A 24,408-nucleotide genomic window follows, 5' to 3' on the forward strand; every position below is an offset into this window, starting at 1 on the left:
CCGCCGGACGCGCGCTCACAGGAGAACACATGATCGGACGACGAATCCTCACCCTCGCCCTGGCGACCCTGCTGGCGGCCTGTGCGAGCCCGGTGACCGTCAAGACCGACTTCGACGCCAAGGCCGACTTCTCCGGCTACCGCAGCTACAGCTGGATCGCCCAGTCTCCCGGCGACGGATCGCTGGTGCCGCAGACCATCATCCAGGGCATCGACGCCCGGCTGCAGGCGCGCGGCTGGAAGCGGGTCGCCGACGGCGACGTGCATGTCGCGGCCCATGTCACGACGCGCGATGGCCAGACCTACAACACCTTCTACAGCGGCATCGGCCACGACCTCACCTGGCTCGGCTTCGGCCCGGTGCCCGACAGCGTGACGATGTCGACCGACCCCTACCGGGCCGGCACGCTGGTGGTCGACATGTTCGACGGCAAGAGCCGGCGCGCGATCTGGCGCGGCAATGCCTCCGGCATCCTGCCCGATGACCCGGCGCGGCTCGACGCCTCGGTGCAGCGGACTTTGGACCGCCTGTTCGCAGGCTTCCCGCCGAACTCCGCCAAGCGCTAGCTGGCGCCCACGCGGCAGGCGGCGCGGATCAGGCGCTGGGTCGGGTTCGGCTCGACATCGCGGAACAGCATCGGCCGGGGGTTGGCGCTGTAGTCGATGACCGGCTTGGGCGTTCCGCGCCACAGCGGCTCGGCATAGAAGGTGGCTTCGATGTAGGAGGCCTTGCGGGCCCGGCAGTCGAAGATCACGCGGGATTCGTAGGAGCGGTAGGGCAGGCCGTCCCAGTTGCGCCGATCGGTGGCGCGGCTCACGCGGACATTCATGGTCTTCAGCTCGCCTTCGGAGCGGATCGCGACCGGATCGACCTCGACCGTGTCGACGCCGGGGTCGGCCCGATTGCCCGTGACGGTGAACCAGGGCGTCTGCGCCTCGGCCTGGCAGGCGATCAAACCGAGCAATACCAACCACCTTCTCACGTCGACCCCCTTTGCTGGCGCAGCGCCGTGGATTCTAGCCAGCCGTCGACGCCCTCAGTCGAGCCGGACCACCTCCGGATCGTCCAGGCCGGCGTGCAGCCGCTCGACCTCCGGTGCGCGCCGCGAGAGCACGGCGCGCTGGTTGATGTAGCCCTTGTCGGTGATCTCGCCGGCGTCGATGTCGGGCGGCGTCGTGAGCACCAGCGCCCGCACCGGGCATTGCGACGAGCCGGCGCCGGCATCGCGCAGCTCGCGCATCACGCCCAGCAGGGCGGCGTGCAGGGCGGCGCGCGGCTGAGCCGCGGCCTGCGGGCTCGGGAAGACCAGCAGGCCGATCTCGCTGCGGTCATGGCCGGTGACGACGATGTCCTGCACCAGCGGCGCGAGCCGCGAGACCAGCTCGACGCGCAGGGTGCCGACCGAGACCCAGGTGCCGCTCGCGAGCTTGAAGTCCTCGGCCACGCGGCCGTGGAAGATCACGCCGCGCTCGGGCCGGTCGCGGTCGGCGAGGAAGCCGGCATCGCCGATGCGGTAGTAGCCCTCGTCGTCGAAGGCCTCGGCGCTCTCGCGCGGCGCGTTGACGTAGCCCGGGAACACCGAGACGCCCTTGACCCGCATCTCCAGCTTGTCGCCGTTCGGCACGAACTTCAGCTCCAGTCCCGGCAGCGGCGCCCCGATGCAGCCGGCGCCATCGAGCCGCCAGTGGGCCGAGGTGATGGCCGGCGAGGTCTCGGTCGCGCCCCACGAGGTGGTGAGCCACAGGGGCCGGTCCGGCCGGGCGCGCCGGGCCACGGCTTCGAGGCGCTGCCAGGTCGACGGCGCCAGCGCCGCGGCGGCATAGAAGGCCAGCCGCAGCCGCGACATCAGCTCGGCGGCCAGCGCAGCGTCGGCCTCCAGGAAGGGCAGCAGCATGTCGAAGCCGCGCGGCACGTTGAAGAGCAGCGTCGGGCGCACCTCGCGCAGGTTGCGCACCGTCTTGTCGATCAGCCCCGGCGCCGGCCGGCCTTCGTCGATGTAGAGCGCGCCGCCATGGCACAGCACCATGTTGAAGTTGTGGTTGGCGCCGAAGGTGTGGCTCCATGGCAGCCAGTCGACCAGCACCGGCTTCTCGCGATCGAGGAAGCGCCAGGTCTGGCTCATCATCTGCTGGTTGGCGCACAGCATGCGGTGGGTGTTGATCACCACCTTGGGCCGGCCGGTCGAGCCGGAGGTCAGCAGGTACTTGGCATGGTCGCCGGGCAGGATCGCATCGAAGGCCTGCATGACGGCCGGCGTCTCGTCGGCCTGCATCAGCCGGTCGAAGGAGAGGGCGCCGCGGCGGGTCTCGGCATGGCGGCTGAACACCATCGGAACCTCGAGTCCGCAGCCTTCGAGCGCCGCGCCGTAGACCTTCGCGTCCGAGGCGTAGACCAGCGCCGGATCGAGTGCGCGCAGCATGCCGTGCAGCCGTGCCGGGTCCTTCGCCATGCGCGAGTAGGCGCTCGACAGCGAGCAGGCGGTGCGGCCGATGTGCATCGCGGCCAGCATCAGCACCGCGTGGTCGATCGCGTTGTCGGACAGGATCACCACCGGCCGCTGCTTCGGCACGCCGAGGTCGAGCAGGCCCTGCGCGACCGCGCCGACCGCGCGCCGCAGCGCCGCGTAGTCGAGCTTGCGCCAGGCCTCGCCGCTGTCGTCGCGTTCGGCCAGCGCCAGCGCATCGGGCGTCTCGCGCGCCCAGCGCTCGAGCCACTCGCCGACGCAGCGCGCATGGGGCTTGAGCGCGGCCGGCGAGCGCAGCGCGAAGGAGCCGTCGTCGAAGTCGATGCGCACCGTGCGCGGCGGCGCGAGCAGGCTTTCGTCGTCGAAGAAGACGTTGCTGTCCATGGTCTTGTCCCCAGGCCCTGGGCGGGCCTTGTTGTTTGCTATTCGAGGGTGCGCGAGGCTGCCTTGGCGCGGATCAGGTCGAGCAGCAGCGCGTCGCGCGCCGCTTCGAGATCGGCGCTGCGGCGTCCGCCGAGTTCGGCCGCCATGCCCTCGGCCACCTGCTGCTTGAGCTCCGGGCTCATCGACGGCGCGCCGAGGTCCTTCCACCAGTCCTCGATCGGACCGCCGAGGTGGTCGAGCAGATGCGCGATGCCGCCGGCGCCGCCCGACAGGTGCAGGTTCATGAACGGCCCCATCAGCGCCCAGCGCAGCCCGGGGCCGTGCGCGATCGCGGTGTCGATGTCGGCCACCGACGCCACGCCCTGCTCGACCAGGTGGAAGGCCTCGCGCCACAGCGCCGCCTGCAGCCGGTTCGCGATGTGGCCCTTGACCTCGCGCCGCACGTGGATCGGGCGCTTGCCGATCGCAGCGTAGAAGGCCATCGCGGCCACGATGGCGGCGGCCGAGGTGTGCTCGCCGCCGACCACTTCGACCAGCGGGATCAGGTGCGGCGGGTTGAAGGGATGGCCCAGCACCACGCGCTCCGGGTGCCGGCAGCCGGACTGCACCGCGCTGATCGCCAGTCCCGACGAACTCGACGCCAGCAGCGTGGCCGGCGGCGCGGCGGCGTCCATGCGGCGGAACAGGTCGATCTTGATGTCGATCCGCTCGGGGCCGTTCTCCTGCACGAAGTCGGCCTGGGCCACGGCGTCCTCGAGCCGCGCATGAAAGCGCAGCCGGTCGGGCGATGCGCCTTCGGCGAGTCCGAAGCGGGTCATCGTCGGCCAGTGCTGGGCGACGGCATCGCGCAGGCGCGCTTCGGCGCCGGGCGAGGGGTCGGTGGCATCGACCTCGAGGCCGCGGGCCAGGAAGTACGCGGTCCAGCTGGCGCCGATGACGCCGGTGGCGACCACCGCCACGCGTCTCACGTCCGATGGCGTGTTGCTCATCTCGGGGCCCGTCGCGTTCAGCGCGGCGCGAACTCGGGCCGCGGCGCGCCGACTCGCGGCAGGCCCATGATCTCGCGCGCCTCGGCCGGCGTGGCCGGCTCCATGTCCATCTCGCGGATGATCCGCACGATGCGCTCGGTGAGCTGCAGGTTGGTGGCGAGTTCGCCGTGGCGGTAGTAGAGGTTGTCCTCGAGGCCGACGCGCGCATGGCCGCCGAGCAGCAGCGCGGCGATGTTGGCCTCGAGCTGCGACGGCCCGATGCCGCTGACGCCGAAGATCGCGCCCTTGGGCAGGGTGTCGACCATCATCTGCAGGTTGCGCGGCGAGTAGGGCATCGCGTTCTGGAAATTGCGGTGCACGTTCATCACGAGGTTGATGAAGTAGGGCTCGTCGTCCAGCCCTTCCTGGATCAGGGTGGTCGTGTCCTGCAGGATGTGGGTCGGGCTGAACACCTCCCACTCGGGCTTGATGCCGCGCGCCTTCATGCCGGCCGCCAGGGCACGGCCCTTGGTGAGCGGCGTGTCCATGAGGATCTCGCGGCCCTCGAAGGACAGGTTCAGCGTGGTGGCGTCGAGCGTGCACATCTCGGCGCCGGCATCCATGCCTTTGATGCGCTCCTCGAAGGCGATCTCCCAGCGGTCGCCCGGCAGCGGCTTGACCATGTCGCCGTGGACGCCGCCGCCGGTCGAGTTGTTGATCACGATGTCGCAGCCGGCCGCGCGGATGCGGGTGTTGATGTCGCGGTAAACGTCCGCGTTGCAGGTGGCGCCGTCGTCGGGCCGGCGCGCATGCAGCGCGACCACGCTGGCGCCGGCGCGCCAGCAGGCCACGACATCGGCGGCGATCTCGGCCGGCTGGGTCGGGAGGTGGGGGTTCTGCGACTTGTGGGCCATGCCCCCGGTGGGGGCGATGGTCACGATCACCTTGCGCTTCGACATCGTGGAGTCTCCTTTGAACAGCGGAGTATTATTTTTGGCTGCCCCGGCCGGTGCAGTCATCGCGACGACATTTGGGCTCAGGGTTTACGAGGCGCACACTTCATGCACAACAAGCCGGCCCGCAGCCAACACGATGCCCTGTCGCTTTCCATCCCGGGGCTGCTGGAGCTCTCGGGCTGGTACGACCAGCTCGACCCCGAGGCCCAGGCCCGCGTGCTGGACGAGATGCGCGAGGAGCAGGTGGCCGCCGGCGCCGCGCTGTGCCGGCGCGGCGAGACCCCGCTGCACTGGTACGGCACGCTCGAAGGCCTGCTCAAGTGGTCGATCACCTCGGACGACGGCCGCTCGGTGACCTTCGGCGGCCTGTCGGTGGGCAGCTGGTTCGGCGAGGGCACCCTGCTGCGCGCCGTGCCGCGCTCGGCCGACATCATCGCGCTGCGCGACAGCCGGGTGGCGGTGCTGCCGATCGAGACCTTCGAATGGCTGCACCGCACGCAGATGAGCTTCAACCATTTCCTGCTGGTGCAGATCAACGAGCGGCTGCACTGGTTCATGGGCAACTATGCGGCGCAGCGGCTGCTCGATGCCGACAGCCAGGTGGCGCGGGCCATCGCCGGGCTGTTCCACCCGTGGCTGCATCCGCTCGGCCAGGCCCATCTGGAGACTTCCCAGGAAGAAATCGCCAACCTGTCGGGGCTGTCGCGGCAGCGCTGCAACGCGGCCCTGAACCGCCTGCGTGCGGCCGGCCTGCTGCAGATCGAATACGGCGGCATCACGGTGGTGGACCTGGAGGGCCTGCGGCGCTTCGTGGACCAGATCTGAGGGTGGCGGCGCCTGGCGTCCCGGCCGCGAATCAGCCGCGCGACGCGAGCTGTTCGCGCACTGCCGCCACGTGATTGCCGACCTTCGAAATGGTCTCGCGCAGCTTCGCGTCGGTGCATCGAAGCTCCTTGCACCAGTACTGCATCTCCAAAGCGTCGTCCTCGAGGATCCGACCTGGATCCAGCGGCTTGAAATTGCTCAGGTCATCAGGCATACGGCCTCCTCGGGCTGTGTAGCCGGTTCTTTATAGGCGCGTGCGAAGCGCTCCGCAAGGCGGTCGGGGAGGGCTGGGTGCAGACCATTGCCCTTCGCTTCGCTGCGGCGTATCGTGTCCGGCATGAAGGAGGCCGCCTATGCCTTCAGGAAGACAACTCGGACGCGAAGCAACTCGGGGCATGCCTGCGATGCCCCTGGGCTCGCTGGACCACGACGAGGCGATGGCGCCGCCATCCGATGCCGAGTTGTGCGAACGCGCGGTGCTGGCGATCTGGCGCAGCCTCGACGAGCATGACCTGGTGGACGAACGCGTGCGAAACCAGCTCGCGGCGGTGCTCGAGCCGCTGACCGCGCTGCCGCTGGGGAACCGTCCGCAGCGGCTGATCAACACCCTCAGGCTGCCCAACCCGATCGATCCCTCGAACCTGTACTGGCTCACGCGCCGGCTCCTGACCCTGGTGCCGGAACTGCAAGCTGCCGCGCAGGCGTCGGCGCAGCCCGGCCGCAGCCTGCCGCCCCCGCTGGCCTGAGGCACCGCGGCCACGCAAGCCCCGCGGGGATCTGCGAGGATGCGGCCATGCCCCTGTCATCCGAAGACCTCGAGCGCATCGCTGCCGTCACGCTCCAGCACTACGACCAGAGCGCGGAGGCCTTCTGGGAAGGCACGCGCGATCACGACGTCAGCCAGAACATCGCCGCGCTGCTCGGGCATATCGAGGCGGCTCCGCCGTACGCGATCCTGGATTTCGGCTGCGGGCCCGGACGGGACCTGAAGGCGTTCAGCCGGCTCGGGCACGTCGCGACAGGCCTCGAAGGGTCCGGGCGCTTCGCCGCGATGGCGCGGGCGCACAGCGGGTGCGAGGTCCTGCAGCAGGATTTCCTCAAGCTGGACTTGCCGGCCGGCCGCTTCGACGGCGTGTTCGCGAACGCATCGCTGTTTCACGTGCCGACCCAGGAACTGGCGCGCGTGCTCGGGGAGCTTCATGCGGCGCTGAAGCCGGGCGGCGTGCTGTTCAGCTCGAACCCGCGTGGCAACGGGGAGGAGGGCTGGAACGGCGCCCGCTACGGCAGCTTCCTCGACCTCGAGGCCTGGCGCCGGTACCTGGCGGCCGCCGGGTTCTCCGAGCTGACCCATTACTACCGGCCGCCCGGCAAGCCGATCGAGCAGCAGCCCTGGCTGGCGAGCGTCTGGCGCAAGCCGGTCGCTTGAGCTGCGAGGCGAACCGCCCGCCGCTCAGGCCGCGATCAGCAGGCCAGGCGCCAGGCAGGCCACGGCCAGCAGCGCCGCAGCCATGCCGATGCGCGCGGCCCGCCGCGGCGCGTAGCTCGCGATGCCGGCGGCCGCGAGCGCCGCCGCGGTGAGCATGCCGAACCACAGCACCCAGCCCCGGGTCGGGCCTTGCAGGCCGAGGCTGGCGCCCAACGAGAGCACGAGCATGGCTGCGCCTGCAGCGCGCAGCCATGGCCTGCGTCGGCCGGGTGTCGTGCCGCGGCCGTAGGCGTCCTCGTGGTGCCGGTCCATGGCCAGGCAAAGCGACAGGAAGCCGCCCAGCGCTCCCGCGCCGGCCGAAAGCACCAGCCACATGGCGCTCACGAGGCCAGCCCCGCGTTGCCCGCAGCCGCGGCCTTCGCCCTGGGCCGCGGCTTGCCGGCCAGCAGCGCCGCCGCCGCCAGCGCCAACCCCAGGGCGAGCGACACCAGGTCGAAGCCGGCCACGCTCCACAGTCCTTCGCGCAGCGAGACGCCGAGGTGGGTGCGGGTGGTCAGTGCATTGAGCAGCGGAATCGCCGCGAACAGCAGCGCGCCGACGCCCAGCTGCAGCTGCCACATCCGGCGCGTCGGCCGCGCCAGGCCGGCCAGCGCGGCCACGCCCCAGGCGATGAAGAACCAGCGGATCTCGGCCGCGGCGCGTTCGTCGATGCCCACCGGCAGCAGCCGGTTGGCCCAGAAGTAGGCGCCGAAGGCGATCGGCACGCCCGCGAGGGTGCCGAGGTTGAGCCCATCCACCAGCCGCAGGCCGAAGCCGATGCGGCCGCCGTGCTTCACGACCTTGGCGTATTTCTGCCTTTCCTTCACGGCCCACAGCAGGAGGCCGGTCGCGACCATCAGGCAGCCGGCCAGGCCCGAGAGGAAGAACAGCGCGCGCAGCAGCGGATTCGAGAAGCGCGCGATGTGCAGGCCATACAGCACGCCGCGGGTCTCGGCGGCGGGCCCAGTCTGGTCGCCGGCGGTCGACAGCAGCGTGCCGGTCACGCCGTCGAACAGCATCGAGGGCTGGTTCTGCGACATGCTGCGGCCTTCCTGGCGCGAGATGCTCACGGTGGCGGCGGCATCGTTCGGGTGGTTGACCACCACCCGCCCGGCCGCTGCGCCGTCCCAGTGCGCGCTGGCCTGCGCCAGCATCGGCGCCAGCGGTGCGAGCGCCGCCCGCTGGCCGGAGGCCTTGGCGTCGCGCGGCCCGCCCGAGGGGAAGACCTCGGCGAAGAAGCTGTCGATGCCGCCGCGGTCCTTGTAGGCGGCCTGCGGTCCCCAGGGCATGTACATGAACATCAGCGTGACCAGCCCGGTGTAGGTGATCATCAGGTGGTAGGGCAGCGCCAGTACCGCGGTGGCGTTGTGGGCGTCGAGCCAGCTGCGCTGCCCCTTCTTCGGCCGGAAGGTGAAGAAGTCCTTGAAGATCCGCTTGTGCGTGACGATGCCGCTCACGATCGCCACCAGCATGAACATGGCACAGAAGCCGACGATCCAGCGGGCCCAGATCGCGGGCATGTAGTGCAGGTCGAAGTGCAGCCGGTAGATGAACTCGCCGCCCCGCGTGGCGCGCGCGGCGCTCGCGGCCTGGCCGCTGGCGGGGTCGAGTTCGGCGTTCTCGAAGCGCTGGCGCCGGCGCTTTTCGCCGGGCGCGGCCGGCGGCTGCGGCGGGCCGCTCCAGAACATGCGGACGGTGGGTTCGCGCGCGGTCGGCAGCGTGATGAACCAGCGCGAACTGTCGGGGGCGCGCCGCTGCAGCAGGTCCACCGCGTGCGCGAGCGCCTGCGCCTGCGGCACCGGCTGGCCGAGCGCCTGGTGCAGCTCGGGCTTCATCCAGAAGGTGATCTCGTCGCGGTAGTAGGCGGCGGTGCCGGCCGTGAACACCAGAAACAGCACCCAGCCGACCAAGAGGCCCGACCAGGTGTGCAGCCACGCCATCGACTGGCGAAAGCCTTCCTTCATGCCTGGCTCCCCGCCTGGCGCGCCAGCAGCAGCACGCCCAGCAGCGCGGCCGGCACGGCCAGGCCCAGCCAGGCCCGCCATGCGCTGCGCGCCGCGAAGACCCACATCACGGCGCAGACATGGATCACGAAGGAAGCCAGTGTGGCGGCCAGTGTCGCTTCCACCCGCTCGAGCGGCAGCCAGAGCGCGAGCACCGCGGCCGAGAGGGCGGCGACGGCATAGCCGCCGCCGATCGCGGCGAGCGCGCGCGAAGCCACCGCCAGCCGCACGAGCAGGCCTTCGCTGCCGTGCGACAGCCAGCGGTGGCGACGGATCGGCGCCGCGTCGTTCGTCACTTGGCGATGAAGCTCAGGGTCGCGACGTGGCGGGTCTGGGTGTAGGGCTTGCCGTCCCAGGTGCCGGTCGCTTCCTTGTCGAGGTGCGACACCTCGGCCACGTACTGGCCGGGCCAGGGCGTCTGCAGCGTGAGCTTGCCGGTGTCGTCGCTGTAGAAGCTCTTCTCCCACTTCGGCGGTCCGAAGACGACGACCTTGGTCTTCGCCAGCGGCTTGCCGTTGAGCAGCAGCGAGAAGCTGTTGCTGCCGGGCGCCTGCGGCACCAGCTCCAGCGCGTGGCGGGCCGTGGTCTCGGTGCGGCCGGTGCGGGCCTGGTAGAGGCTCACCACACCCTTGTCGCTGACATAGCCGCCGACCAGGCGCGCATCGCCACTGGCATCGGCCTTGACCGAGAAGTGATCGTTGTGCCGGGTTGCCGGCAGCTCCTTGCCGTCGGCGCCGATGCCGCGCGGCGCGCTCACCAGCTTGAGATGGCCGGCCTCGGTCTCGCGCAGGTCGTCGGCCCATTCGCCGAAGTAGGCCTTGGCCTCGCCGCCCGCGGCGGGCTCGAGCCAGACGAAGTGGGCATGGGCCGCGCCGGACAGCGCCAGCGCCAACGTGAGCAGGGTTTTCTTGAGAGTCATGGGCGTGTTCCTTGAAAGGAGGGAGGGGATGCGGCCACTCAGAAGCTGCCGCGCAGCGTGACCATGAAGTTGCGCGGTGCGCCGTAGAAGCTGCTGGTGGTGCTCGTGTAGTAGGTCTTGTCGAAGACGTTGTTGAGCGCCACCGCGATCGACATGCTCTTGTTGACCTGGTAGCGGGCCATCAGGTCGACCGTGGCGTAGCTGGATTGCGTGAAGCGCGCGTTGCCGAGCGGCCCGAGGTTGCTGCTGTATGTCTCGTTCTGCCAGTTGACGCCACCGCCCACGGTCAGGCCGTTGCCGATGCTGGCGATGCGGTAGGTGGTGAACAGCTTGAACAGGTTGTTGGGCACCTGCGTGTTGAGCCGCACCCCCGCGGCGTCGCGCGCCACGCTGCGCGAGAAGCCGGTGCCGATCTGCCAGCCGCTCATCACCTCGCCGGCCGCTTCGAGCTCGTAGCCGCGCGACTGGGTGCCCTGCGCCGCGCGGTAGGCCGCCGAGCCGTCGGGCGCGAACTGGTTCGGGATCAGCACCGGCAGGTTGTCCTGGTCGATCTGGAACACCGCCGCGCTGACGTTCAGCTGGTCGTTGTAGAACGAGCCCTTGACGCCGGCCTCGTAGGCGATGCCTTCGAGCGGCTCGAGGTTGTTGCCGCTCAGGTCCTTGTTGGTCTGCGGCCTGAAGATGTCGGTGTAGCTGGTGTAGACCGACCAGTGGTCGCCCAGGTCGTACACCAGGCCGGCATAGGGCGTGACCACGCCGTTCTCGCTGCGCGAGCTGAAGGTGGCGCGGCCCGTGTAGGGGATGCGGCGCGTCTTTTCGCTCCAGTCGCTGACGCGGGCGCCGAGGATCACCGACAGCGCGTCGGTGGGCCGCAGCCGGGTGGTGGCATAGAGGCCCGACTGGTTGGTCGCGGTCTCGTTGGTGCCGGTCTGGGGATTGAAGGCCTCGGCCGGATAGCTGCCGTTCCAGAGGTAGAAGTTCGGGATCGCGGCGTTGTAGCCCGGGATGTTCCAGTTGGTGAAGCTCGGCGGCTCGTCGACGGTGCGCGAGATGTTGTAGCCGACCACCAGCTCGTGCTTGCGGCCGAACAGCTCGAACGGCCCGGTGGCATGAAAGTCGGCCGCGTTCTGCACCGGCTCCGACTTCCAGCGGTTGGGCCACAGCGACAGGCCGGTGCCGGTCGTGCGGTTGACATAGCCGCGCGCGGCATAGCCGATCACGTCGTCGTAGCCGCGCCGCGACTGGTTGAAGGCCGCATGCGCGGTCCAGCCGTTGTCGAAGCGGTGGTCGAGCGCGACGAAGAACTGGCGCTGGTCCTGGTAGGAGTGCGCCCAGCTCGCCGCCGCGCTGGCCGAGCGGTCGTAGTTGGCGAGCGAGCCGTCGCTGAAGAACAGCGGCAGGCCGCTGCGCGCCGACGCGTCGTTGTCGTGCTGCTGCAGGTCCAGGCCGGCGGTGAGCCGGGTGGCGGGCGTGAGGTCGGCCTCGACGATGCCGTAGAAGACTTGCTTCTTCTCCTTGTAGCGGTCGATCCAGGACTCGTTGTCCTGCACCGCCGCGACGATGCGGCCGCGCACCGTGCCGGCCTCGTTGAGCGCACCGCCGATGTCGACCTCGCCGCGCAGGTAGTTCCACGAACCCGCGCTCAGCGACACGTTGGCCTGGAACTGCTGCGTCGGCCGTTTGCGCACCAGGTTGATGGTCGCCGCCGGCGTGCCCACGCCATTCATGAGGCCGGTGGCGCCGCGCACGATCTCAACGCGGTCGTAGGGCGCCAGGTCGCCGGTCTGCGTCAGCCAGCTGCCCAGCTGCGGGATGCCGTCGATCTGGTAGTTCTCGACCTGGAAGCCGCGCGAATAGACCGAGTTGGCGTCCGTGCCGGCGTTGCCGCTCTGCACGAAGCTCAGGCCGGTGGTGTTGCGCAGCACGTCGCTGACCTGGCGGATGCTCTGGTCCTCCATGCGCTGGCGCGTGATGATCGTGACCGACTGCGGCGTCTCGCGCAGCGTCAGGGGCAGGCCGGTGGCGGTGCCGATCGGCGCATCGGTGGTGAAGGAGCCGGTGCCTTCGGTGACCGTGTCGCGTCCGGCGGTCACGGTGACGGTGTCGAGCGAGCCGCCCGATGCGGGCGCTTCGCTCGCCGTCTCGGCGCGCGGCCGCGGCGTGGCGGTGCGCACGGTATAGCCGCCGGAGGCGCCGCGCGCCGCTTCGAGCCCGCTGCCTTCCAGCAGCATCAAGAGCGCCTGGCGCGGCGTGTAGCGGCCCTCGATCGCGGGCGCCTGCTTGCCGCGCACCACGTCGGCGTCGACCCCGACCAGCAGGCCGGTGTGGACCGCCAGCGCGGTGAGCGCGCTGCCGAGCGGCTGCGCAGGCTGGTGCCATTCGATCGCCTGGCCTGCGTCCGCGGCGGACGTCTGGGCCCATGCGCCGCCTGCGGCCAGGCCCAGCGCGAGCGCGAACGCCGAGAGGCGATGGCACGGACCGGCTCGGCGGCCGAGCTTCTTGCTTTGATTCATTTCCGGCTTCCTGTCATTTGGGTGAACTCCTTCTCACCACCAATGACAATCGGCTCGCGGATTCGGGTAGGGCCAGTCGAAGATTTTTCCAACGCGTGCTAGCGCGCGGCCGGGGCCGACACGCGAACCAGCCAGGGCGAGAGCCGCGACACCTCGATCGGCAGCGCCGCCGCCAGCAGCGCCAGCGCCTCGTCGCTCTGGCGCGCCGGCAGCACGCCGGTGAAGCGAAGACCGGCCAGCGCCTGGTCGTCGGCCAGCAGCAGGCCGGGCCGGTAGCGTGCCAGTTCGCGCAGCACCTCGGCCACCGGCGCATCCTGGAACACGACCCGGCCCTGCCGCCACGCCAGGGCACCCGGTGCCACCGAGCGGGTGGACTGCGTGATGCCGTTGCGGTCGAAGCGGACCTGCTCGCCCGCGGCCACTTCGGTGGCCTGCTCGGGTGCCGCGCGCGGGCGCACGAGCACGCGCGATTCGGTCACGGTGACCAGCGTGTCCTCGGCATCGCGCCGCACCGCGTAGCGCGTGCCGAGCGCGCGCGCCGAGCCGTCGCGGTCAATGACGACGAAAGGCGCACTGCCCTTCGCCACCTCGACATAGACCTCGCCGCGGCGCAGCCGCAGCCGGCGCTTGTCGCCCGACAGGTCGATGTCGATCGCGCTGTCGCTGTTGAGCGTGACCAGGCTGCCATCGGCCAGCGTGATCTGCCGCACCTCGCCGACCGCGCTGCGCTCGTCGGCCAGCCAGATGCGCCAGGGCAGGGCGCTGCCCAGCCACAGCAGGCAGGGCAGCACCACCAGCAGGCCGAGCGCATGGCGGGAGGCGCGCCTGCGCGTGGGCCGCCGCTCCGGCGCCGGCACTGGCGTCTGCGGCGTGACCGACTGCCACATGCGGCGCATCGTCTCCAGCGCCCGTGCGTGCCGCGGGTCCTCGGCACACCATTGCGCGCAGGCGGTGCGGGCCGCCTGGTCGGCCGGATCTTCATCGAGCGTGACCACCCACAGCGCCGCCTGCTCCTCGATGCTCGGCGGCGCCAGGGCCGCGTCACTCATGGCTGGGTGCCGGCGCGGCCGAGGCGCTCGCCATGCGGGTGTGGAAGTGCAGCAGCACCTTGGCCAGGTACTGCTTGACGCGGGTCTCCGAGACGCCCAGGTGGGCGGCGATCTCGCGGTACGAGTTGCCGTCGACCCGCGCCATCAGGAAGGCCGTGCGGCTCTTCACGTCGAGCTCGTTGGCCAGCATCGCCAGCACCTGCCCGAGCAGCTGGCGGGTCGAGGCCTGGTCCTCGGCACTGGCCGCCTGGTCCTGCTCGGCCATCCAGCCGATCGTGCGCAGCACCTCGGCCTCGATCGTCATGCGGCGGTAGCGGTTGATCATCAGCCGGCTGGCCACGACCTGCAGGAAAGCGCGCGGCTGGCGCAGCACCGGGGGCGCCGGCTGCTCCATCAGGTTGATGAAAGTGTCCTGCGTCAGGTCGGCGGCCGTGAAGCTGCAGCGCAGCCGGCCTCGCAGCCAGCCGCGCAGCCAGCCGTGGTGGGCCACGTAGAGATCATGGAATTCCTGGTGGTGCGGGGACACGGTCAGCTTTCCGGGCGGGTTTCTATGAATGCAATTGATAACGATTCGCATTATATGGATTGCTTCCGTCCGTGCAGCCGCCCGGGCTACCCGAATCCCGGGCTCGTGCGTCATCCCTGCATGAGCTCACCCGAATCCTTGCCCCCCGGAACCGCGGGCCGCGGCCGAAGCCGCGCTGCCCGCCTGCGCCGCACCGGCCTGCTGGCGCTGCTCGCGCTGCTGGGTGCGGCGGGACTGTGGGCCGCGAACCGCGATGCGGACGGCGGCTTCGACACCGTGACCCTCGGGCGCGGCGACATCGAGGCCACTGTCGATGCGATCGGCACCCTGCAGCCGCGCCGCTACGTCGATGTGGGCGCCCAGGTCTCCGGGCAGGTGCGGCGCCTTTACGTGCGCGCCGGCGACGTGGTCGAGCAGGGCCAGAAGCTGGCCGAGATCGACCCGACGGTGCAGCAGGCCACCGTCGACGCCAGCCGGGCCGCGCTCGCCGGCCTGAAGGCGCAGCTGGCCGACCAGCAGGCCCGCCACCGGCTGGCGCAGCACCAGCATGCGCGCCAGTTGCAGATGGCGCGCGACGGCGCCACCCGCGACGAGGACGTGCAGGTGGCCGAGGCCGAGAGGGCCTCCACCGCGGCCCGCATCGACCACCTCAAGGCGCAGATCGACCAGGCGCAGTCGACCCTCCAGGGCAACCTGGCCCAGCTCGGCTACACCCGCATCGACGCGCCGATGGCCGGCACCGTGGTGTCGCTCGACGCCCGCGAAGGCCAGACGCTCAACGCCGCCTACCAGACGCCCAACGTGCTGCGCATCGCCGACCTGTCGACGATGACCGTCTGGACCGAGGTGTCCGAAGCCGAGGTGCGCCGGGTGCGCGCCGGCATGCCGGTGCACTTCACGACGCTCGGCGGCACGCCGGGCCAGGCCAAGCGGCGCTGGAGCGGCACGGTGCGCCAGGTGCTGCCCGCGCCGCAGCAGCCCGAGGGCAAGGCGGCCGGCACCGCGCTGGCGCCGACCACCAGCAAGGTGGTGCTCTACACGGTGCTGTTCGACGTCGCGAACGCCGACGGCGAGCTGATGCCGCAGATGACGGCACAGGTGTCTTTCGTGACGGCCGCGGCCCGCGGCGTGCTCACTGCGCCGCTGCCGGCCCTGCAGCCCGTGAGCGGCCAGCCCGGCCGGTACAAGGCGCGGGTACTGGACGCCGACGGCCGGCCGCAGCCGCGCGAACTGCGCATCGGCGTGCGCGACCGGCTCACGGCCGAGGTGCTCGAAGGCCTCGCCGAGGGCGACCGGCTGGTCACTGCCGAGCGCAGCGCGGGCAGCGGCGTGCGGAGATTCCAGTTTTGAGCGGCGCCGGCGAAGCGGCGGCGGCCCCGCCGCTGATCGCGCTCGAGAACCTGCGCAAGCGCTACGGCGGCCGCGGCGGCGCGCCGGCGGTGGAGGTGCTGCGCGGCGTCTCGCTCACCATCGAGGCCGGCGAGTTCGTGGCCATCGTCGGCGCTTCGGGCTCCGGCAAGTCGACGCTGATGCACCTGCTCGGCTGCCTCGACCGGCCGAGCGACGGACGCTATCTTTTCGCCGGCCAGGATGTCGCCACGCTGGACGCCGACGCACTGGCCTGGCTGCGGCGCGAAGCCTTCGGCTTCGTCTTCCAGGGCTACCACCTGATCGTCACCGAGTCGGCGCAGGAGAACGTCGAAGTGCCGGCGATCTATGCCGGCCTGCCCGAGGCCGAGCGCCATGCGCGGTCGCGCGCCCTGCTCGAGCGGCTCGGGCTCGGCGACCGCCTCGACCACCGTCCGCACCAGCTGTCGGGCGGCCAGCAGCAGCGGGTGTCGATCGCGCGCGCCCTCATGAACGGCGGCCGCGTGATCCTGGCCGACGAGCCGACCGGCGCGCTCGACTCCCGCAGCGGCGCCGAGGTGATGGCGCTGCTCGAGGAACTGGCCGACGCCGGCCACACGGTGATCGTCATCACGCACGACCGCGAGGTCGCCGCAGCGGCCCGCCGCGTGATCGAGATCCGCGACGGCCAGGTCGTCGCCGACTCCGGCCGCGCCGGCCCGCCGGCCGCGGCGGCCATGGACCGGCCGCCGCGCTCCGGCGCCGGGCGCGGGCGCGAGCACCACGGGCCTTCGCTGGCCACCGAGCTCGCGGACGCCTGCCGCGCCGCCTGGCGCGTGATGTGGATCAACCGCTTCCGCACCAGCCTCACGCTGCTGGGCATCGTGATCGGCGTCGCCTCGGTCATCGTGATGCTGGCGGTCGGCCTCGGCACGCGCCAGCAGGTGGTGGCGCAGGCCAGCGCTTTCGGCGCCAACCTGCTCTACATGAGTTCGGTCGGCGCCAGCTCGCGCATCCCCGGGCGCAGCGTCACGCTGGCCGACCTGCAGGCCGTGGCCGAGCTGCCGCAGCTGGCCGAGGTGCTGCCCAACGTGACCGGCAACAAGGTGGTCCGCTTCGGCGAGAAGGACCTGCAGACCTATGTGCGCGGCACCGGCGCCGCGATGCCCGAGGTGCAGAACTGGCCGGTGCGCCTGGGCGGCTTCTTCAGCGCCGAGGACGACCGCGACCTGGCCGCCGTGGCGGTGCTCGGCCACAAGCTCGCGCGCGACCTGCTGCCGGACCATCCGAACCCGGTGGGCCGCCGCATCCTGATCGAGAACGTGCCCTTCCAGGTGATCGGCGTGATGGCCGAGAAGGGCGCGGCCGCCGGCGACCAGAGCTACGACGACCTGCTGCTGATGCCTTTCGCGACCGCGGGCGTGAAGGTGTTCGGCCAGCGCGAGCCCACCTACACCGCGATGACGGTGCGCGAGGGAGCCAGTGTCGATGCTGCCGAGAAGGCGGTCGATGCCGTGATGTTCGAACGCCATGGCATCCGCGACTACCGCATCGGCAACGCCGCCGCCGCGATCGCGGCGAAGGCGAAGACCGAGGACACGATGACCCTGCTGCTGGGCCTGATCGCCGCAGTCTCGCTGCTGGTCGGCGGCATCGGCGTGATGAACGTGATGCTGATGACGGTGCGCGAGCGCACCCGCGAGATCGGCATCCGGATGGCGACCGGCGCCCGCCGCAAGGACATCCTGCGGCAGTTCCTGACCGAAGCCGTGCTGGTCTCGGTGGTCGGCGGCAGCGCCGGCGTGGTGATCGGGCTGGCGGTCGGCGGCGTGCTGATCGCCGCGGGCGTGCCGGTGATCTTCTCGCTGCGCGCGATCGCCGGCGCCTTCCTGTGCGCCACGGCCACCGGACTGGTGTTCGGCTTCATGCCGGCGCGGCAGGCCGCCGGACTCGATCCGGTGGTCGCGCTGTCGAGCGAATGAAGAGAAGAAGGACGAATCACTTGCTGCGCATCCTGACGATCCCCCTGCTGCTGGCGCTGGCCGCCTGCGCCGCCGCGCCCGCGGTCCCCGAACCGGCTCCTGCGCTGCCCGTGCACGCGGCCTGGTGGAACGCCTTCGGCAGCGCCGATCTGCGCGCGCGGGTCGAGGAAGCGCAGGCGCAGAACCTCGACGTCGCGGCGGCCGGCGCGCGGCTGCAGCAGGCCGAGGCGCTGGTCCGCGGCGCCGATGCGAACCTGTGGCCGAGCGTCTCGCTGGCGGTCGGCGCCAGCCGCGAAGGGCGCTGGAGCGGCGATGCCCCGGTCGCCGGCAACGCCCATGCGGCGACCCTGGTGACGCGCTACGAGGTCGACCTCTGGGGCGGCCAGCGGGGCCTGCGCGAGAGCGCGAAGGCCGACCTCCGTGCCAGCACCTTCGACCGCGACGCGGTGCGGCTGGCGGTCGGCGCCGGGACCGCGTCGGCCTGGCTGCGCACGGTCGGACTGCGCGACCGGGTGGCGATCGCCGAACTCAACCTGGCCGATGCCGAGCGCCTGCTCGGCCTGGTCGAGGCCCGCCAGCGCGCCGGCGCCGCGACACCGCTGGAACTCGCGCAGCAGCGCGGCATCGTCGCCACGCAGCGGCGCGTGCTGCTGGCGCTGCAGCGCGAGGCCGCCGACAGCCGCGTGCTGCTGGCGGTCTGGCTGGGCCGGCAGGCGGCGACACCGCCGGTGGCGGGCACGCTCGACGAGCTGCGGGTGCCGCCCTTCGATGCCGGCCTGCCATCGGACCTGCTGGCGCGCCGGCCCGACGTCGCGCGTGCCGAGGCGCGGCTGGCGGCGGCCGATGCCGACATCGAGGTCGCCCGCGCCGCGATGCTGCCGAGCCTGTCGCTGTCGGCGGGCATCGGAACCGGCGGCGGCCGCTGGCGAGACCTGTTCGAGTCGCCGCTCTACACGCTGGCCGCCGGCCTGGCGGCGCCGATCTTCGATGCAGGCAAGCTGGCGGCGGGGCGCGACCTGGCAGTCGCGCGGCGCGAGGAACTGCTGGCCGGCTACCGCTCGAGCATCGTGGCCGCCTTTGCCGATGCACAGGCGGCCCTGCAGGCGCTGGCCAGCCTGGACGCCGAGCGCGTGGCCCAGGCCGAGGTGCAGAAGCAGGCGCGCCAGGCGCTCGCGATCGCCGAGTCGCGCTACCGCGCCGGTGCCGAGACGCTGCTGACCCTGCTCGATGCCCAGCGCACGCTGTATGCGGCGCTCGATGCCGGCTCCCAGCTGCAGCTGGCGCGGCTGGAGGCGTCGGTGGGCTTGTACAAGGCGCTGGGGGGCGGGTGGGGGCTGGGCGCCGCCACCCTGTGACTCGATCCTGAGTGAACGCCTACGGCGGCGAGTCGAAGCTCAGCAAGCACGTCGGACCCTCGGGGTCTTCGACCACGGCGGTGCCTGCCGGAACAATCGAGCGCCAGAAATTCAAGCCGGATGCATTGCTGCCAACAACCTCGATTCGCCAATGGCCGGAGTGCGCCGCCAAGACCTTCAGCGCGGCCTGCCGGCCCGCGTAGAGCCGACGGAATGCGATGCATACGAGGTGTTGCGTGGACGTCGGGCCACTGCGATTTAGGCTGGTCACGCCTCCATTCGGATCTCTGAACTTTCTGAATCTTCCGTCTTGTCCGGCCGCTTGTATAAAATCTTGTACATTCCGGCGATGAACGACGACAGGGAGATTCGCTGGGTTGGCTCGGCTTACGATGACTTGTTGGCCTTCCCCCTGGACTCGCGGCGCGACGCCGGCTTTCAGCTCGGGAAGGTGCAGGCCGGGTTGGATCCGACCGATTGGAAGCCCTTCGATGGCGTGGGATCGGGCACCAAGGAAATACGCATCAGGGATGCGAGTGGAATCTACCGCGTGATGTACATCGCCAAGTTCGAGGAAGCGGTCTATGTCCTGCATTGCTTCCAAAAAAAGTCCCAGGGAACGAGCAAGCATGACAAGGCCATTGCCGCGGCGCGCTATCGCGCTGTGGTGAGCGCACGAAAGACAGAGCAATGAAGATCGACACCGAAATCCGTCATGTCACGAAGGCAGGGGCCAACCTTTTTCTGGAGCTTGGCTTCTCGCCCGAGGAGGCCAGGCGCCTCGAAGCGGCCTCGCGCAAACAGATCAACGACACCCGCCTGCTCAAGCAGCAACTGATGGAAGCACTGGCGGCCTGGATCAGCGAGCACCACCTGAAGCAGGCGGAGGCCGCCGTGATTCTCATGGTGTCCCGGCCTCGCGTGTCCGATGTGGTGAACAAGAAGGTCGCCAAGTTCACCATCGATGCGCTGGTCGAAATGCTCAGCCGCGTGGGCAAGCCCGTGAGGCTGGCCATCGGCTGATCCCGCGCCGCGAGTCGAGTCGCTCAGACCCCCAGCAACTCCTCCAGCACAGCCGGCTCCGCCACCAGCTCGGCCGACGGCCCGTGCCGCACGATCTTGCCTTTTTCCATCACCACCGCGCGGTCGGTGTGCGCCAGCACGCGGCGCCAGTCGCGGTCGACGATCAGCGTGGCGATGCCGGTCGAGCGGATGCCGGCGATCACGCGCCAGATCTCGGCCACGATCAGCGGTGCCAGGCCTTCGGTGGCCTCGTCGAGGATCATGAGCCGCGGGTTGGTCATCAGCGCGCGGCCGATCGACAGCATCTGCTGCTCGCCGCCCGACAGCTGCTGGCCGCCGTGCGAAAGCCGCTCGGTCAGCCGCGGGAAGGTCGCCATCACGCGATCGAAGGTCCACTCGCGCTTGCCGTCGATGCCGGCGCGTGCGCTCATCACGAGGTTCTCGCGCACCGACAGGTTCGGGAAGATGCCGCGGCCTTCGGGCACGTAGCCGATGCCGCGCCGCGCCATCTTCTCGGGCGTCCAGCCGGTGACCTCCTGGCCGTCGAGTTTCACGTGGCCGGAGGCCGGGCGCACGTAGCCCATCAGCGAGCGGATCAGCGTGGTCTTGCCCATGCCGTTGCGCCCGAGCAGGCCGACCGAGGTGGCAGCGGGCAGCTCGACGTCGACGCCGCGCAGGATGTGGCTGTCGCCGTAGTAGGTGTTGAGGGCTTCGATCTTCAGCATCTCAATGGTCCTCGCCCAGGTAGGCGGTGCGCACGTCGGGATTGGTGCGGATCGATGCCGGGTCGCCGGTCGCGATCACCGTGCCGTTGACCATCACCGTGATGCGGTCGGCGATGCGGAACACCGCGTCCATGTCGTGCTCCACCAGCAGGATCGCGTGCGAGGCCTTGAGCTTCGCGAGCAGGCCCAGCATGCGCTCGGTCTCCTCGGCGCCCATGCCGGCCAGCGGCTCGTCGAGCAGCAGCACGCGCGGCTTGGTGGCCAGGCACATCGCGACTTCGAGCTGGCGCTTGGCACCATGGCTCAGGGTGCCGGCGATGCGCTCGGCCACGCCGTCGAGGCCGGCCGCGGCGAGCGCTTCGCGCGCGCTGGCGTTGCTCTCGGCGCAGCGGCTGGAGGACTGCCAGATCGCCCACGGCCGCGGCGTCGCGGCCTGTGCCGCGAGGCGGCAGTTTTCGAGCACCGTGAACTCCGGGAAGATCGTGGTGCGCTGGTAGCTGCGCCCGACACCGGCCAGCGCGCGGCGGAACTGGGCCCGCGTCGTGATGTCCTCGCCATCGAGCGCGATGCGGCCGTCCGAGGCATCGATCTCGCCCGAGAGCATGTTGATCAAGGTCGACTTGCCGGCGCCGTTGGTGCCGATCACCGCGTGCACTTCGCCGCGGCGCAGGTCGAGCGTCACGGCATTCACCGCGACCAGGCCGCCGAAGCGGCGCGTGAGTGTTTCGACTGCGAGAAGGGTGCTCACGATGCAGCCCCCTTCGGCGACAGCCGCGCCGTGATGCCGATGATGCCCTTGGGCAGCAGCGCGACGAAGGCGATGATCGCCAGGCCCAGCGACAGCTGCCAGTGGTCGGCCATCGGGCCGACCAGCGCATGGGTCGAGAGCAGCTCCTTCAGCAGCGTGAACGCGACGGCGCCGATCACCGCGCCGCGCAGGTGGCCGAGGCCGCCGAGGATGATCATCAGCAGCACCTCGCCCGAGTTGTGCCAGGCCAGCAGCTCGGGGTTGACCACGCCGTCGCGGGAAGCGACCAGGAAGCCTGCGAGCCCGGCCAGCGCGCCGGCGATCACGAAGGCCGCCAGCTTGTAGCCGTAGACCGGAAAGCCGGCCGCACGCATGCGCTGTTCGTTGACGCGGATGCCGGCCAGCGCGGCGCCGAAGCGCGAGCGCCGGATCAGCGCCAGCAGGCCGTAGGTGGCCGCCAGCGCCGCCAGCACGAAATAGAACTGCGTGTAGCGGTTCTCCATGTCGAGCGCGCCCAGCGTCGGGCGGATGTACATGTAGATGCCGTCGCTGCCTCCGCCCAGGGCGGTGTCGTGGAAGACGAAGAAGGCCATCTGCGCGAAGGCCAGCGTCACCATGATGAAGTAGACGCCGCGGGTGCGCAGGCTCAGTGCGCCGACCGCCAGCGCATAGGCCGCGGCACAACCCATGGCCAGCGGCAGCAGCAGCGCGATCGAGCCGCCCTCCTTGCCCGAGCCGAGCACCGTGGCGTAGGCCCCGATGCCGTAGAAGGCCGCATGGCCCAGGCTCACGAGGCCGGTCATGCCGACCAGCAGCTCGAGGCTCAGCGCGAAGATCGACAGGATCATCACCTTGACGACCAGGTCCGACATGTAGGGACTCAGCATCGGGCCGAGCAGCGCCAGCGCGATCGCACAGGCGAAGGGGAGCCAGTGGTTCAGTTTGTTCATCATCAGCCTTTGCGTCCCATGAGGCCTTCGGGCCGCCATATCAGGACGATCGCCATCAGCACGTAGACGCCCATGCCGCTCAGCTCGGCGAAGAAGACCTTGCCGAAGGTGTCGACGAAGCCGACCAGCAGCGACGCGACCAGCGCGCCCGTGATAGAGCCGATGCCGCCGATCACGACCACCACGAAGCAGATGATCAGCACGCTCGAACCCATGCCCGGATACACCGAGGACATCGGCGCCGCGATCATGCCGGCCAGCGCCGCCAGCGCGACGCCGGCCGCGAACACGATGCGGTAGAGCCGGCGGATGTCGATGCCCAGGCCGCGCACCATGTCGCGGTTGCTGGCGCCGGCGCGGATCATCATGCCCAGCCGCGTGCGGTTGACCACGAAGTAGAGGCCGACCGCCAGCAGCACGCAGGCCGCCGAGGCGAAGAGCCGGTACCACGGGTAGCTCATGAGGTCGCCGAGCGCGAAGCTGCCTTCGAGCCAGGGCGGCGCCTTGACGCCGTGCACGTCGTTGCCGACCAGCAGCGAGCGCAGCTCTTCGAACACCAGGATCAGCCCGTAGGTCATGAGCACCTGCTGCAGGTGGTCGCGCTGGTAGAGGTAGCTGAAGAAGGCCCACTCGAGCAGATAGCCGAACACCGCGGCCAGCACCACGCCGGCCGCCAGCATCACGATGAACTGGTCGCCGAACAGCGGCGACAGCGCGAAGGCCATGTAGGCCCCCAGCATGTAGAAGCTGCCGTGCGCCAGGTTGATCACGCCCATGATGCCGAAGATCAGCGTCAGTCCGGAGGCGACCAGGAACAGCAGCAATCCGTACTGCACGGAGTTCAGGCACTGAACAAGAAAGGTACCGAAGTCCACAGGCAGTCTATTGGTTGAAGTCGTTGGCTACCGGGATCCCTCGCGGGAAACACCGCGGAACTGGCTTTGCCAGGCCGCTGGTGTTGCCCCCGGTAGGGGGTGGGCGCCCGGACACGAAGTGCCGGGCAACCTGGGGGCGAGTTAAAGCTTGCAGCCGCGCGCCGGGTCGGCCAGGCCCTTGACCGCGATGTTCACCATCTTGTTCTCGTTGCCCTCGACCTTGCGCAGGTAGACGTCCTGCACCGGGTTGTGCGACTTGCTGATCGTGAAGGCGCCGCGCGGGCTGTCGATCTTCGCTTTCTCGATGGCGCCTGCGAACTCGGCCTTCTTGCTGATGTCGCCCTTGACCGCGGCCAGGCCGATGGCCAGCATCTGCGCCGCGTCGTAGCCCTGCACCGCGTACACGTCGGGCTGCAGCTTGAAGGACTTGGCGTAGGCGGTGCGGAAGGCGGTGTCGCGCGGCGTGTTGAGGCCGTCGGCGTAGTGCAGCGTGGTCAGCATGCCCTGGGCGGCTTCGCCCTGTGCCTCGAGCGTGCCGTCGGTCAGGAAGCCGGGGCCGACCAGCGGGATGGTCTTGTTGAGGCCGGCCGCCGCGTAGTCCTTGACGAACTTGACCGCGCCGCCGCCGGCGAAGAAGGAATACACCACGTCGGGCTTGGCCGCCGCGATCTCGGTCAGCAGGGCCTGGAACTCGACGTTCGGGAACGGCACCGTGAGCTGCTTCTCGACCTTGCCGCCGGCCTTCTCGAAGCCTTCCTTGAAGCCGGCCACGGATTCATCGCCGGCCGCGTACTTCCAGGTGATCGTCATGGCCTTCTTCTTGCCCTGCTTGCCCGCGACCTCGCCCATGGCGTAGGCCGGCTGCCAGTTCGAGAAGGAGCTGCGGAAGATGTTCTGCGCGCACATCGGGCCCGTGACCGCGTCGGCGCCGGCGTTCGGCACGATCAGCACGGTGCCGCTTTCCTTGGCCGCCTTGGCCATCGCCATGGCAACGCCGGAGTGCACGGTGCCGATGATCACGTCGACGTTGTCGCGCTTGATCAGCTTGTTGACGTTGTCGGTGGCCTTGGCCGGGTCGGACTCGTCGTCGACCTTGACGAACTCGATCTCGCGGCCGCCGAGCTTGCCGCCCTGTTCCTCGATGCGCAGCTTGAAGCCGTTCTCGATGGCGACGCCGAGCGCGGCATAGGTGCCGCTGAACGGCAGCATCAGGCCCACCTTCAGCTTGCCCTGCTGGGCATGGCCCAGGGTGGCGATACACGCCAGCGCCAGGGCTGTGAGGGTGGTGCGTGCGATGCGGTGGCTCATGGGAAGGTCTCCTTCGGTTGATT

Annotated in this window: 27 protein-coding genes; 10 read left to right on the forward strand and 17 right to left on the reverse strand. The window is 70.3% G+C overall.

What is annotated here, in order from left to right:
• Positions 1 to 29 precede the first annotated feature (29 nt).
• Positions 30 to 566: a DUF4136 domain-containing protein gene (locus tag QTI45_RS28865; RefSeq protein WP_286372242.1), complete on the forward strand. Its 537-nt coding sequence runs from the start codon at positions 30 to 32 to the stop codon at positions 564 to 566.
• On the opposite strand, the gene QTI45_RS28870 is transcribed toward QTI45_RS28865, so the two are convergent.
• From QTI45_RS28870 to QTI45_RS28885, 4 genes are all read right to left on the reverse strand, one after another.
• Positions 563 to 964, reverse strand: coding sequence for a surface-adhesin E family protein (locus tag QTI45_RS28870; RefSeq protein WP_286656792.1), 402 nt, complete (start codon positions 962 to 964; stop codon positions 563 to 565). The two genes, QTI45_RS28865 and QTI45_RS28870, sit on opposite strands and share 4 nt — an antisense overlap.
• A 72-nt stretch (positions 965 to 1,036) precedes the next feature.
• Positions 1,037 to 2,848, reverse strand: a complete 1,812-nt coding sequence (locus QTI45_RS28875) for a feruloyl-CoA synthase (RefSeq protein WP_286656793.1) — start codon at positions 2,846 to 2,848, stop codon at positions 1,037 to 1,039.
• A gap of 38 nt (positions 2,849 to 2,886) precedes the next feature.
• Positions 2,887 to 3,837 (reverse strand): 3-hydroxyacyl-CoA dehydrogenase NAD-binding domain-containing protein, encoded by a 951-nt coding sequence (locus QTI45_RS28880; protein WP_286656794.1) that lies wholly within the window; start codon positions 3,835 to 3,837, stop codon positions 2,887 to 2,889.
• A 17-nt stretch (positions 3,838 to 3,854) separates the two neighbouring features.
• A complete protein-coding gene (locus QTI45_RS28885; protein WP_286656795.1) occupies positions 3,855 to 4,775 on the reverse strand; it encodes a beta-keto acid cleavage family enzyme in 921 nt (306 codons plus the stop codon).
• Positions 4,776 to 4,877: 102 nt separating this feature from the next.
• Between QTI45_RS28885 and QTI45_RS28890 the strand changes: the two genes are divergently transcribed.
• The gene (locus QTI45_RS28890) at positions 4,878 to 5,597 is read left to right on the forward strand and encodes a Crp/Fnr family transcriptional regulator (protein ID WP_286656796.1); all 720 of its coding nucleotides are present in this window, start codon (positions 4,878 to 4,880) and stop codon (positions 5,595 to 5,597) included.
• A gap of 31 nt (positions 5,598 to 5,628) precedes the next feature.
• Here QTI45_RS28890 and QTI45_RS28895 read toward each other — a convergent pair whose 3' ends face one another.
• Positions 5,629 to 5,811: a DUF3606 domain-containing protein gene (locus QTI45_RS28895; RefSeq protein ID WP_286372236.1), complete on the reverse strand. Its 183-nt coding sequence runs from the start codon at positions 5,809 to 5,811 to the stop codon at positions 5,629 to 5,631.
• A 181-nt stretch (positions 5,812 to 5,992) separates the two neighbouring features.
• Here QTI45_RS28895 and QTI45_RS28900 point away from each other — a divergent pair, with 181 nt between their 5' ends.
• Both QTI45_RS28900 and QTI45_RS28905 read left to right on the forward strand, forming a co-directional pair.
• On the forward strand, positions 5,993 to 6,343 hold the full coding sequence (locus QTI45_RS28900) for a hypothetical protein (protein WP_286372235.1): 351 nt from the start codon (positions 5,993 to 5,995) through the stop codon (positions 6,341 to 6,343).
• A 47-nt stretch (positions 6,344 to 6,390) separates the two neighbouring features.
• Entirely contained in the window at positions 6,391 to 7,023 is a 633-nt protein-coding gene (locus tag QTI45_RS28905) for a class I SAM-dependent methyltransferase (RefSeq protein ID WP_286656797.1), read from the forward strand.
• Positions 7,024 to 7,047: 24 nt separating this feature from the next.
• Here the strand turns inward: QTI45_RS28905 and QTI45_RS28910 are convergent, their stop codons facing one another.
• The 7 genes from QTI45_RS28910 to QTI45_RS28940 all read right to left on the reverse strand — a co-directional run bounded on the left by QTI45_RS28910 (position 7,048) and on the right by QTI45_RS28940 (position 14,072).
• A complete protein-coding gene (locus QTI45_RS28910) occupies positions 7,048 to 7,398 on the reverse strand; it encodes a DUF3325 domain-containing protein (RefSeq protein ID WP_286656823.1) in 351 nt (116 codons plus the stop codon).
• A 5-nt stretch (positions 7,399 to 7,403) separates the two neighbouring features.
• Positions 7,404 to 9,026 (reverse strand): PepSY-associated TM helix domain-containing protein, encoded by a 1,623-nt coding sequence (locus QTI45_RS28915; protein ID WP_286656798.1) that lies wholly within the window; start codon positions 9,024 to 9,026, stop codon positions 7,404 to 7,406.
• The gene (locus QTI45_RS28920; RefSeq protein ID WP_444813320.1) at positions 9,023 to 9,361 is read right to left on the reverse strand and encodes a DUF3649 domain-containing protein; all 339 of its coding nucleotides are present in this window, start codon (positions 9,359 to 9,361) and stop codon (positions 9,023 to 9,025) included. Before QTI45_RS28920 ends, QTI45_RS28915 begins: the two co-directional genes overlap by 4 nt.
• Complete coding sequence (locus QTI45_RS28925) at positions 9,358 to 9,984, reverse strand: DUF4198 domain-containing protein (RefSeq protein WP_286656799.1); 627 nt, start codon at positions 9,982 to 9,984, stop codon at positions 9,358 to 9,360. The genes QTI45_RS28920 and QTI45_RS28925 overlap by 4 nt, the downstream gene beginning before the upstream one ends.
• A 38-nt stretch (positions 9,985 to 10,022) precedes the next feature.
• Positions 10,023 to 12,497, reverse strand: a complete 2,475-nt coding sequence (locus QTI45_RS28930; RefSeq protein ID WP_286656800.1) for a TonB-dependent siderophore receptor — start codon at positions 12,495 to 12,497, stop codon at positions 10,023 to 10,025.
• A gap of 98 nt (positions 12,498 to 12,595) precedes the next feature.
• Positions 12,596 to 13,546 carry a FecR family protein gene (locus QTI45_RS28935; protein ID WP_286656801.1) on the reverse strand — a complete coding sequence of 317 codons (951 nt, stop codon included), beginning with the start codon at positions 13,544 to 13,546 and terminating at the stop codon, positions 12,596 to 12,598.
• Positions 13,539 to 14,072, reverse strand: a complete 534-nt coding sequence (locus QTI45_RS28940; RefSeq protein WP_286656802.1) for a sigma-70 family RNA polymerase sigma factor — start codon at positions 14,070 to 14,072, stop codon at positions 13,539 to 13,541. Before QTI45_RS28940 ends, QTI45_RS28935 begins: the two co-directional genes overlap by 8 nt.
• Before the next feature lie 120 nt (positions 14,073 to 14,192).
• Between QTI45_RS28940 and QTI45_RS28945 the strand changes: the two genes are divergently transcribed.
• The 6 genes from QTI45_RS28945 (at position 14,193) to QTI45_RS28970 (ending at position 19,779) form a co-directional block, all read left to right on the forward strand.
• On the forward strand, positions 14,193 to 15,422 hold the full coding sequence (locus QTI45_RS28945; RefSeq protein ID WP_286656803.1) for an efflux RND transporter periplasmic adaptor subunit: 1,230 nt from the start codon (positions 14,193 to 14,195) through the stop codon (positions 15,420 to 15,422).
• Positions 15,419 to 17,401: a MacB family efflux pump subunit gene (locus QTI45_RS28950; RefSeq protein ID WP_286656804.1), complete on the forward strand. Its 1,983-nt coding sequence runs from the start codon at positions 15,419 to 15,421 to the stop codon at positions 17,399 to 17,401. Before QTI45_RS28945 ends, QTI45_RS28950 begins: the two co-directional genes overlap by 4 nt.
• A gap of 20 nt (positions 17,402 to 17,421) precedes the next feature.
• A complete protein-coding gene (locus QTI45_RS28955) occupies positions 17,422 to 18,756 on the forward strand; it encodes an efflux transporter outer membrane subunit (RefSeq protein ID WP_286656805.1) in 1,335 nt (444 codons plus the stop codon).
• 11 nt (positions 18,757 to 18,767) lie between these two features.
• A complete protein-coding gene (locus tag QTI45_RS28960; protein WP_286372225.1) occupies positions 18,768 to 18,959 on the forward strand; it encodes a hypothetical protein in 192 nt (63 codons plus the stop codon).
• Positions 18,960 to 19,105: 146 nt separating this feature from the next.
• Positions 19,106 to 19,450: a type II toxin-antitoxin system RelE/ParE family toxin gene (locus QTI45_RS28965; protein WP_286372351.1), complete on the forward strand. Its 345-nt coding sequence runs from the start codon at positions 19,106 to 19,108 to the stop codon at positions 19,448 to 19,450.
• The gene (locus tag QTI45_RS28970) at positions 19,447 to 19,779 is read left to right on the forward strand and encodes a helix-turn-helix domain-containing protein (RefSeq protein WP_286372224.1); all 333 of its coding nucleotides are present in this window, start codon (positions 19,447 to 19,449) and stop codon (positions 19,777 to 19,779) included. The genes QTI45_RS28965 and QTI45_RS28970 overlap by 4 nt, the downstream gene beginning before the upstream one ends.
• A gap of 23 nt (positions 19,780 to 19,802) precedes the next feature.
• Here QTI45_RS28970 and QTI45_RS28975 read toward each other — a convergent pair whose 3' ends face one another.
• The 5 genes from QTI45_RS28975 to QTI45_RS28995 all read right to left on the reverse strand — a co-directional run bounded on the left by QTI45_RS28975 (position 19,803) and on the right by QTI45_RS28995 (position 24,385).
• Positions 19,803 to 20,504 carry an ABC transporter ATP-binding protein gene (locus QTI45_RS28975; RefSeq protein WP_286656806.1) on the reverse strand — a complete coding sequence of 234 codons (702 nt, stop codon included), beginning with the start codon at positions 20,502 to 20,504 and terminating at the stop codon, positions 19,803 to 19,805.
• Between the two features lies 1 nt (position 20,505).
• The gene (locus tag QTI45_RS28980; protein ID WP_286372222.1) at positions 20,506 to 21,252 is read right to left on the reverse strand and encodes an ABC transporter ATP-binding protein; all 747 of its coding nucleotides are present in this window, start codon (positions 21,250 to 21,252) and stop codon (positions 20,506 to 20,508) included.
• Positions 21,249 to 22,205, reverse strand: a complete 957-nt coding sequence (locus QTI45_RS28985; protein WP_286372221.1) for a branched-chain amino acid ABC transporter permease — start codon at positions 22,203 to 22,205, stop codon at positions 21,249 to 21,251. The genes QTI45_RS28980 and QTI45_RS28985 overlap by 4 nt, the downstream gene beginning before the upstream one ends.
• A complete protein-coding gene (locus QTI45_RS28990; protein WP_286372220.1) occupies positions 22,205 to 23,077 on the reverse strand; it encodes a branched-chain amino acid ABC transporter permease in 873 nt (290 codons plus the stop codon). The genes QTI45_RS28985 and QTI45_RS28990 overlap by 1 nt, the downstream gene beginning before the upstream one ends.
• Positions 23,078 to 23,218: 141 nt before the next feature.
• The gene (locus QTI45_RS28995) at positions 23,219 to 24,385 is read right to left on the reverse strand and encodes an ABC transporter substrate-binding protein (RefSeq protein WP_286656808.1); all 1,167 of its coding nucleotides are present in this window, start codon (positions 24,383 to 24,385) and stop codon (positions 23,219 to 23,221) included.
• Between the last annotated feature and the right edge of the window lie 23 nt (positions 24,386 to 24,408).

The organism is Variovorax saccharolyticus, assembly GCF_030316765.1.
Taxonomy (GTDB): domain Bacteria; phylum Pseudomonadota; class Gammaproteobacteria; order Burkholderiales; family Burkholderiaceae_C; genus Variovorax; species Variovorax saccharolyticus.

Coding starts and splice junctions, on each gene's coding strand:
- QTI45_RS28935 (WP_286656801.1), bottom strand. CDS start 13,546: ATGAGTGACGCGGCCCTGGCGCCGCCGAGCATCGAGGAGCAGGCGGCG.
- QTI45_RS28900 (WP_286372235.1), top strand. CDS start 5,993: ATGCCTGCGATGCCCCTGGGCTCGCTGGACCACGACGAGGCGATGGCG.
- QTI45_RS28985 (WP_286372221.1), bottom strand. CDS start 22,205: ATGATGAACAAACTGAACCACTGGCTCCCCTTCGCCTGTGCGATCGCG.
- QTI45_RS28995 (WP_286656808.1), bottom strand. CDS start 24,385: ATGAGCCACCGCATCGCACGCACCACCCTCACAGCCCTGGCGCTGGCG.
- QTI45_RS28925 (WP_286656799.1), bottom strand. CDS start 9,984: ATGACTCTCAAGAAAACCCTGCTCACGTTGGCGCTGGCGCTGTCCGGC.
- QTI45_RS28890 (WP_286656796.1), top strand. CDS start 4,878: ATGCACAACAAGCCGGCCCGCAGCCAACACGATGCCCTGTCGCTTTCC.
- QTI45_RS28975 (WP_286656806.1), bottom strand. CDS start 20,504: ATGCTGAAGATCGAAGCCCTCAACACCTACTACGGCGACAGCCACATC.
- QTI45_RS28875 (WP_286656793.1), bottom strand. CDS start 2,848: ATGGACAGCAACGTCTTCTTCGACGACGAAAGCCTGCTCGCGCCGCCG.
- QTI45_RS28965 (WP_286372351.1), top strand. CDS start 19,106: ATGAACGACGACAGGGAGATTCGCTGGGTTGGCTCGGCTTACGATGAC.
- QTI45_RS28910 (WP_286656823.1), bottom strand. CDS start 7,398: ATGTGGCTGGTGCTTTCGGCCGGCGCGGGAGCGCTGGGCGGCTTCCTG.
- QTI45_RS28880 (WP_286656794.1), bottom strand. CDS start 3,837: ATGAGCAACACGCCATCGGACGTGAGACGCGTGGCGGTGGTCGCCACC.
- QTI45_RS28905 (WP_286656797.1), top strand. CDS start 6,391: ATGCCCCTGTCATCCGAAGACCTCGAGCGCATCGCTGCCGTCACGCTC.
- QTI45_RS28945 (WP_286656803.1), top strand. CDS start 14,193: ATGAGCTCACCCGAATCCTTGCCCCCCGGAACCGCGGGCCGCGGCCGA.
- QTI45_RS28915 (WP_286656798.1), bottom strand. CDS start 9,026: ATGAAGGAAGGCTTTCGCCAGTCGATGGCGTGGCTGCACACCTGGTCG.
- QTI45_RS28865 (WP_286372242.1), top strand. CDS start 30: ATGATCGGACGACGAATCCTCACCCTCGCCCTGGCGACCCTGCTGGCG.
- QTI45_RS28930 (WP_286656800.1), bottom strand. CDS start 12,497: ATGAATCAAAGCAAGAAGCTCGGCCGCCGAGCCGGTCCGTGCCATCGC.
- QTI45_RS28885 (WP_286656795.1), bottom strand. CDS start 4,775: ATGTCGAAGCGCAAGGTGATCGTGACCATCGCCCCCACCGGGGGCATG.
- QTI45_RS28970 (WP_286372224.1), top strand. CDS start 19,447: ATGAAGATCGACACCGAAATCCGTCATGTCACGAAGGCAGGGGCCAAC.
- QTI45_RS28895 (WP_286372236.1), bottom strand. CDS start 5,811: ATGCCTGATGACCTGAGCAATTTCAAGCCGCTGGATCCAGGTCGGATC.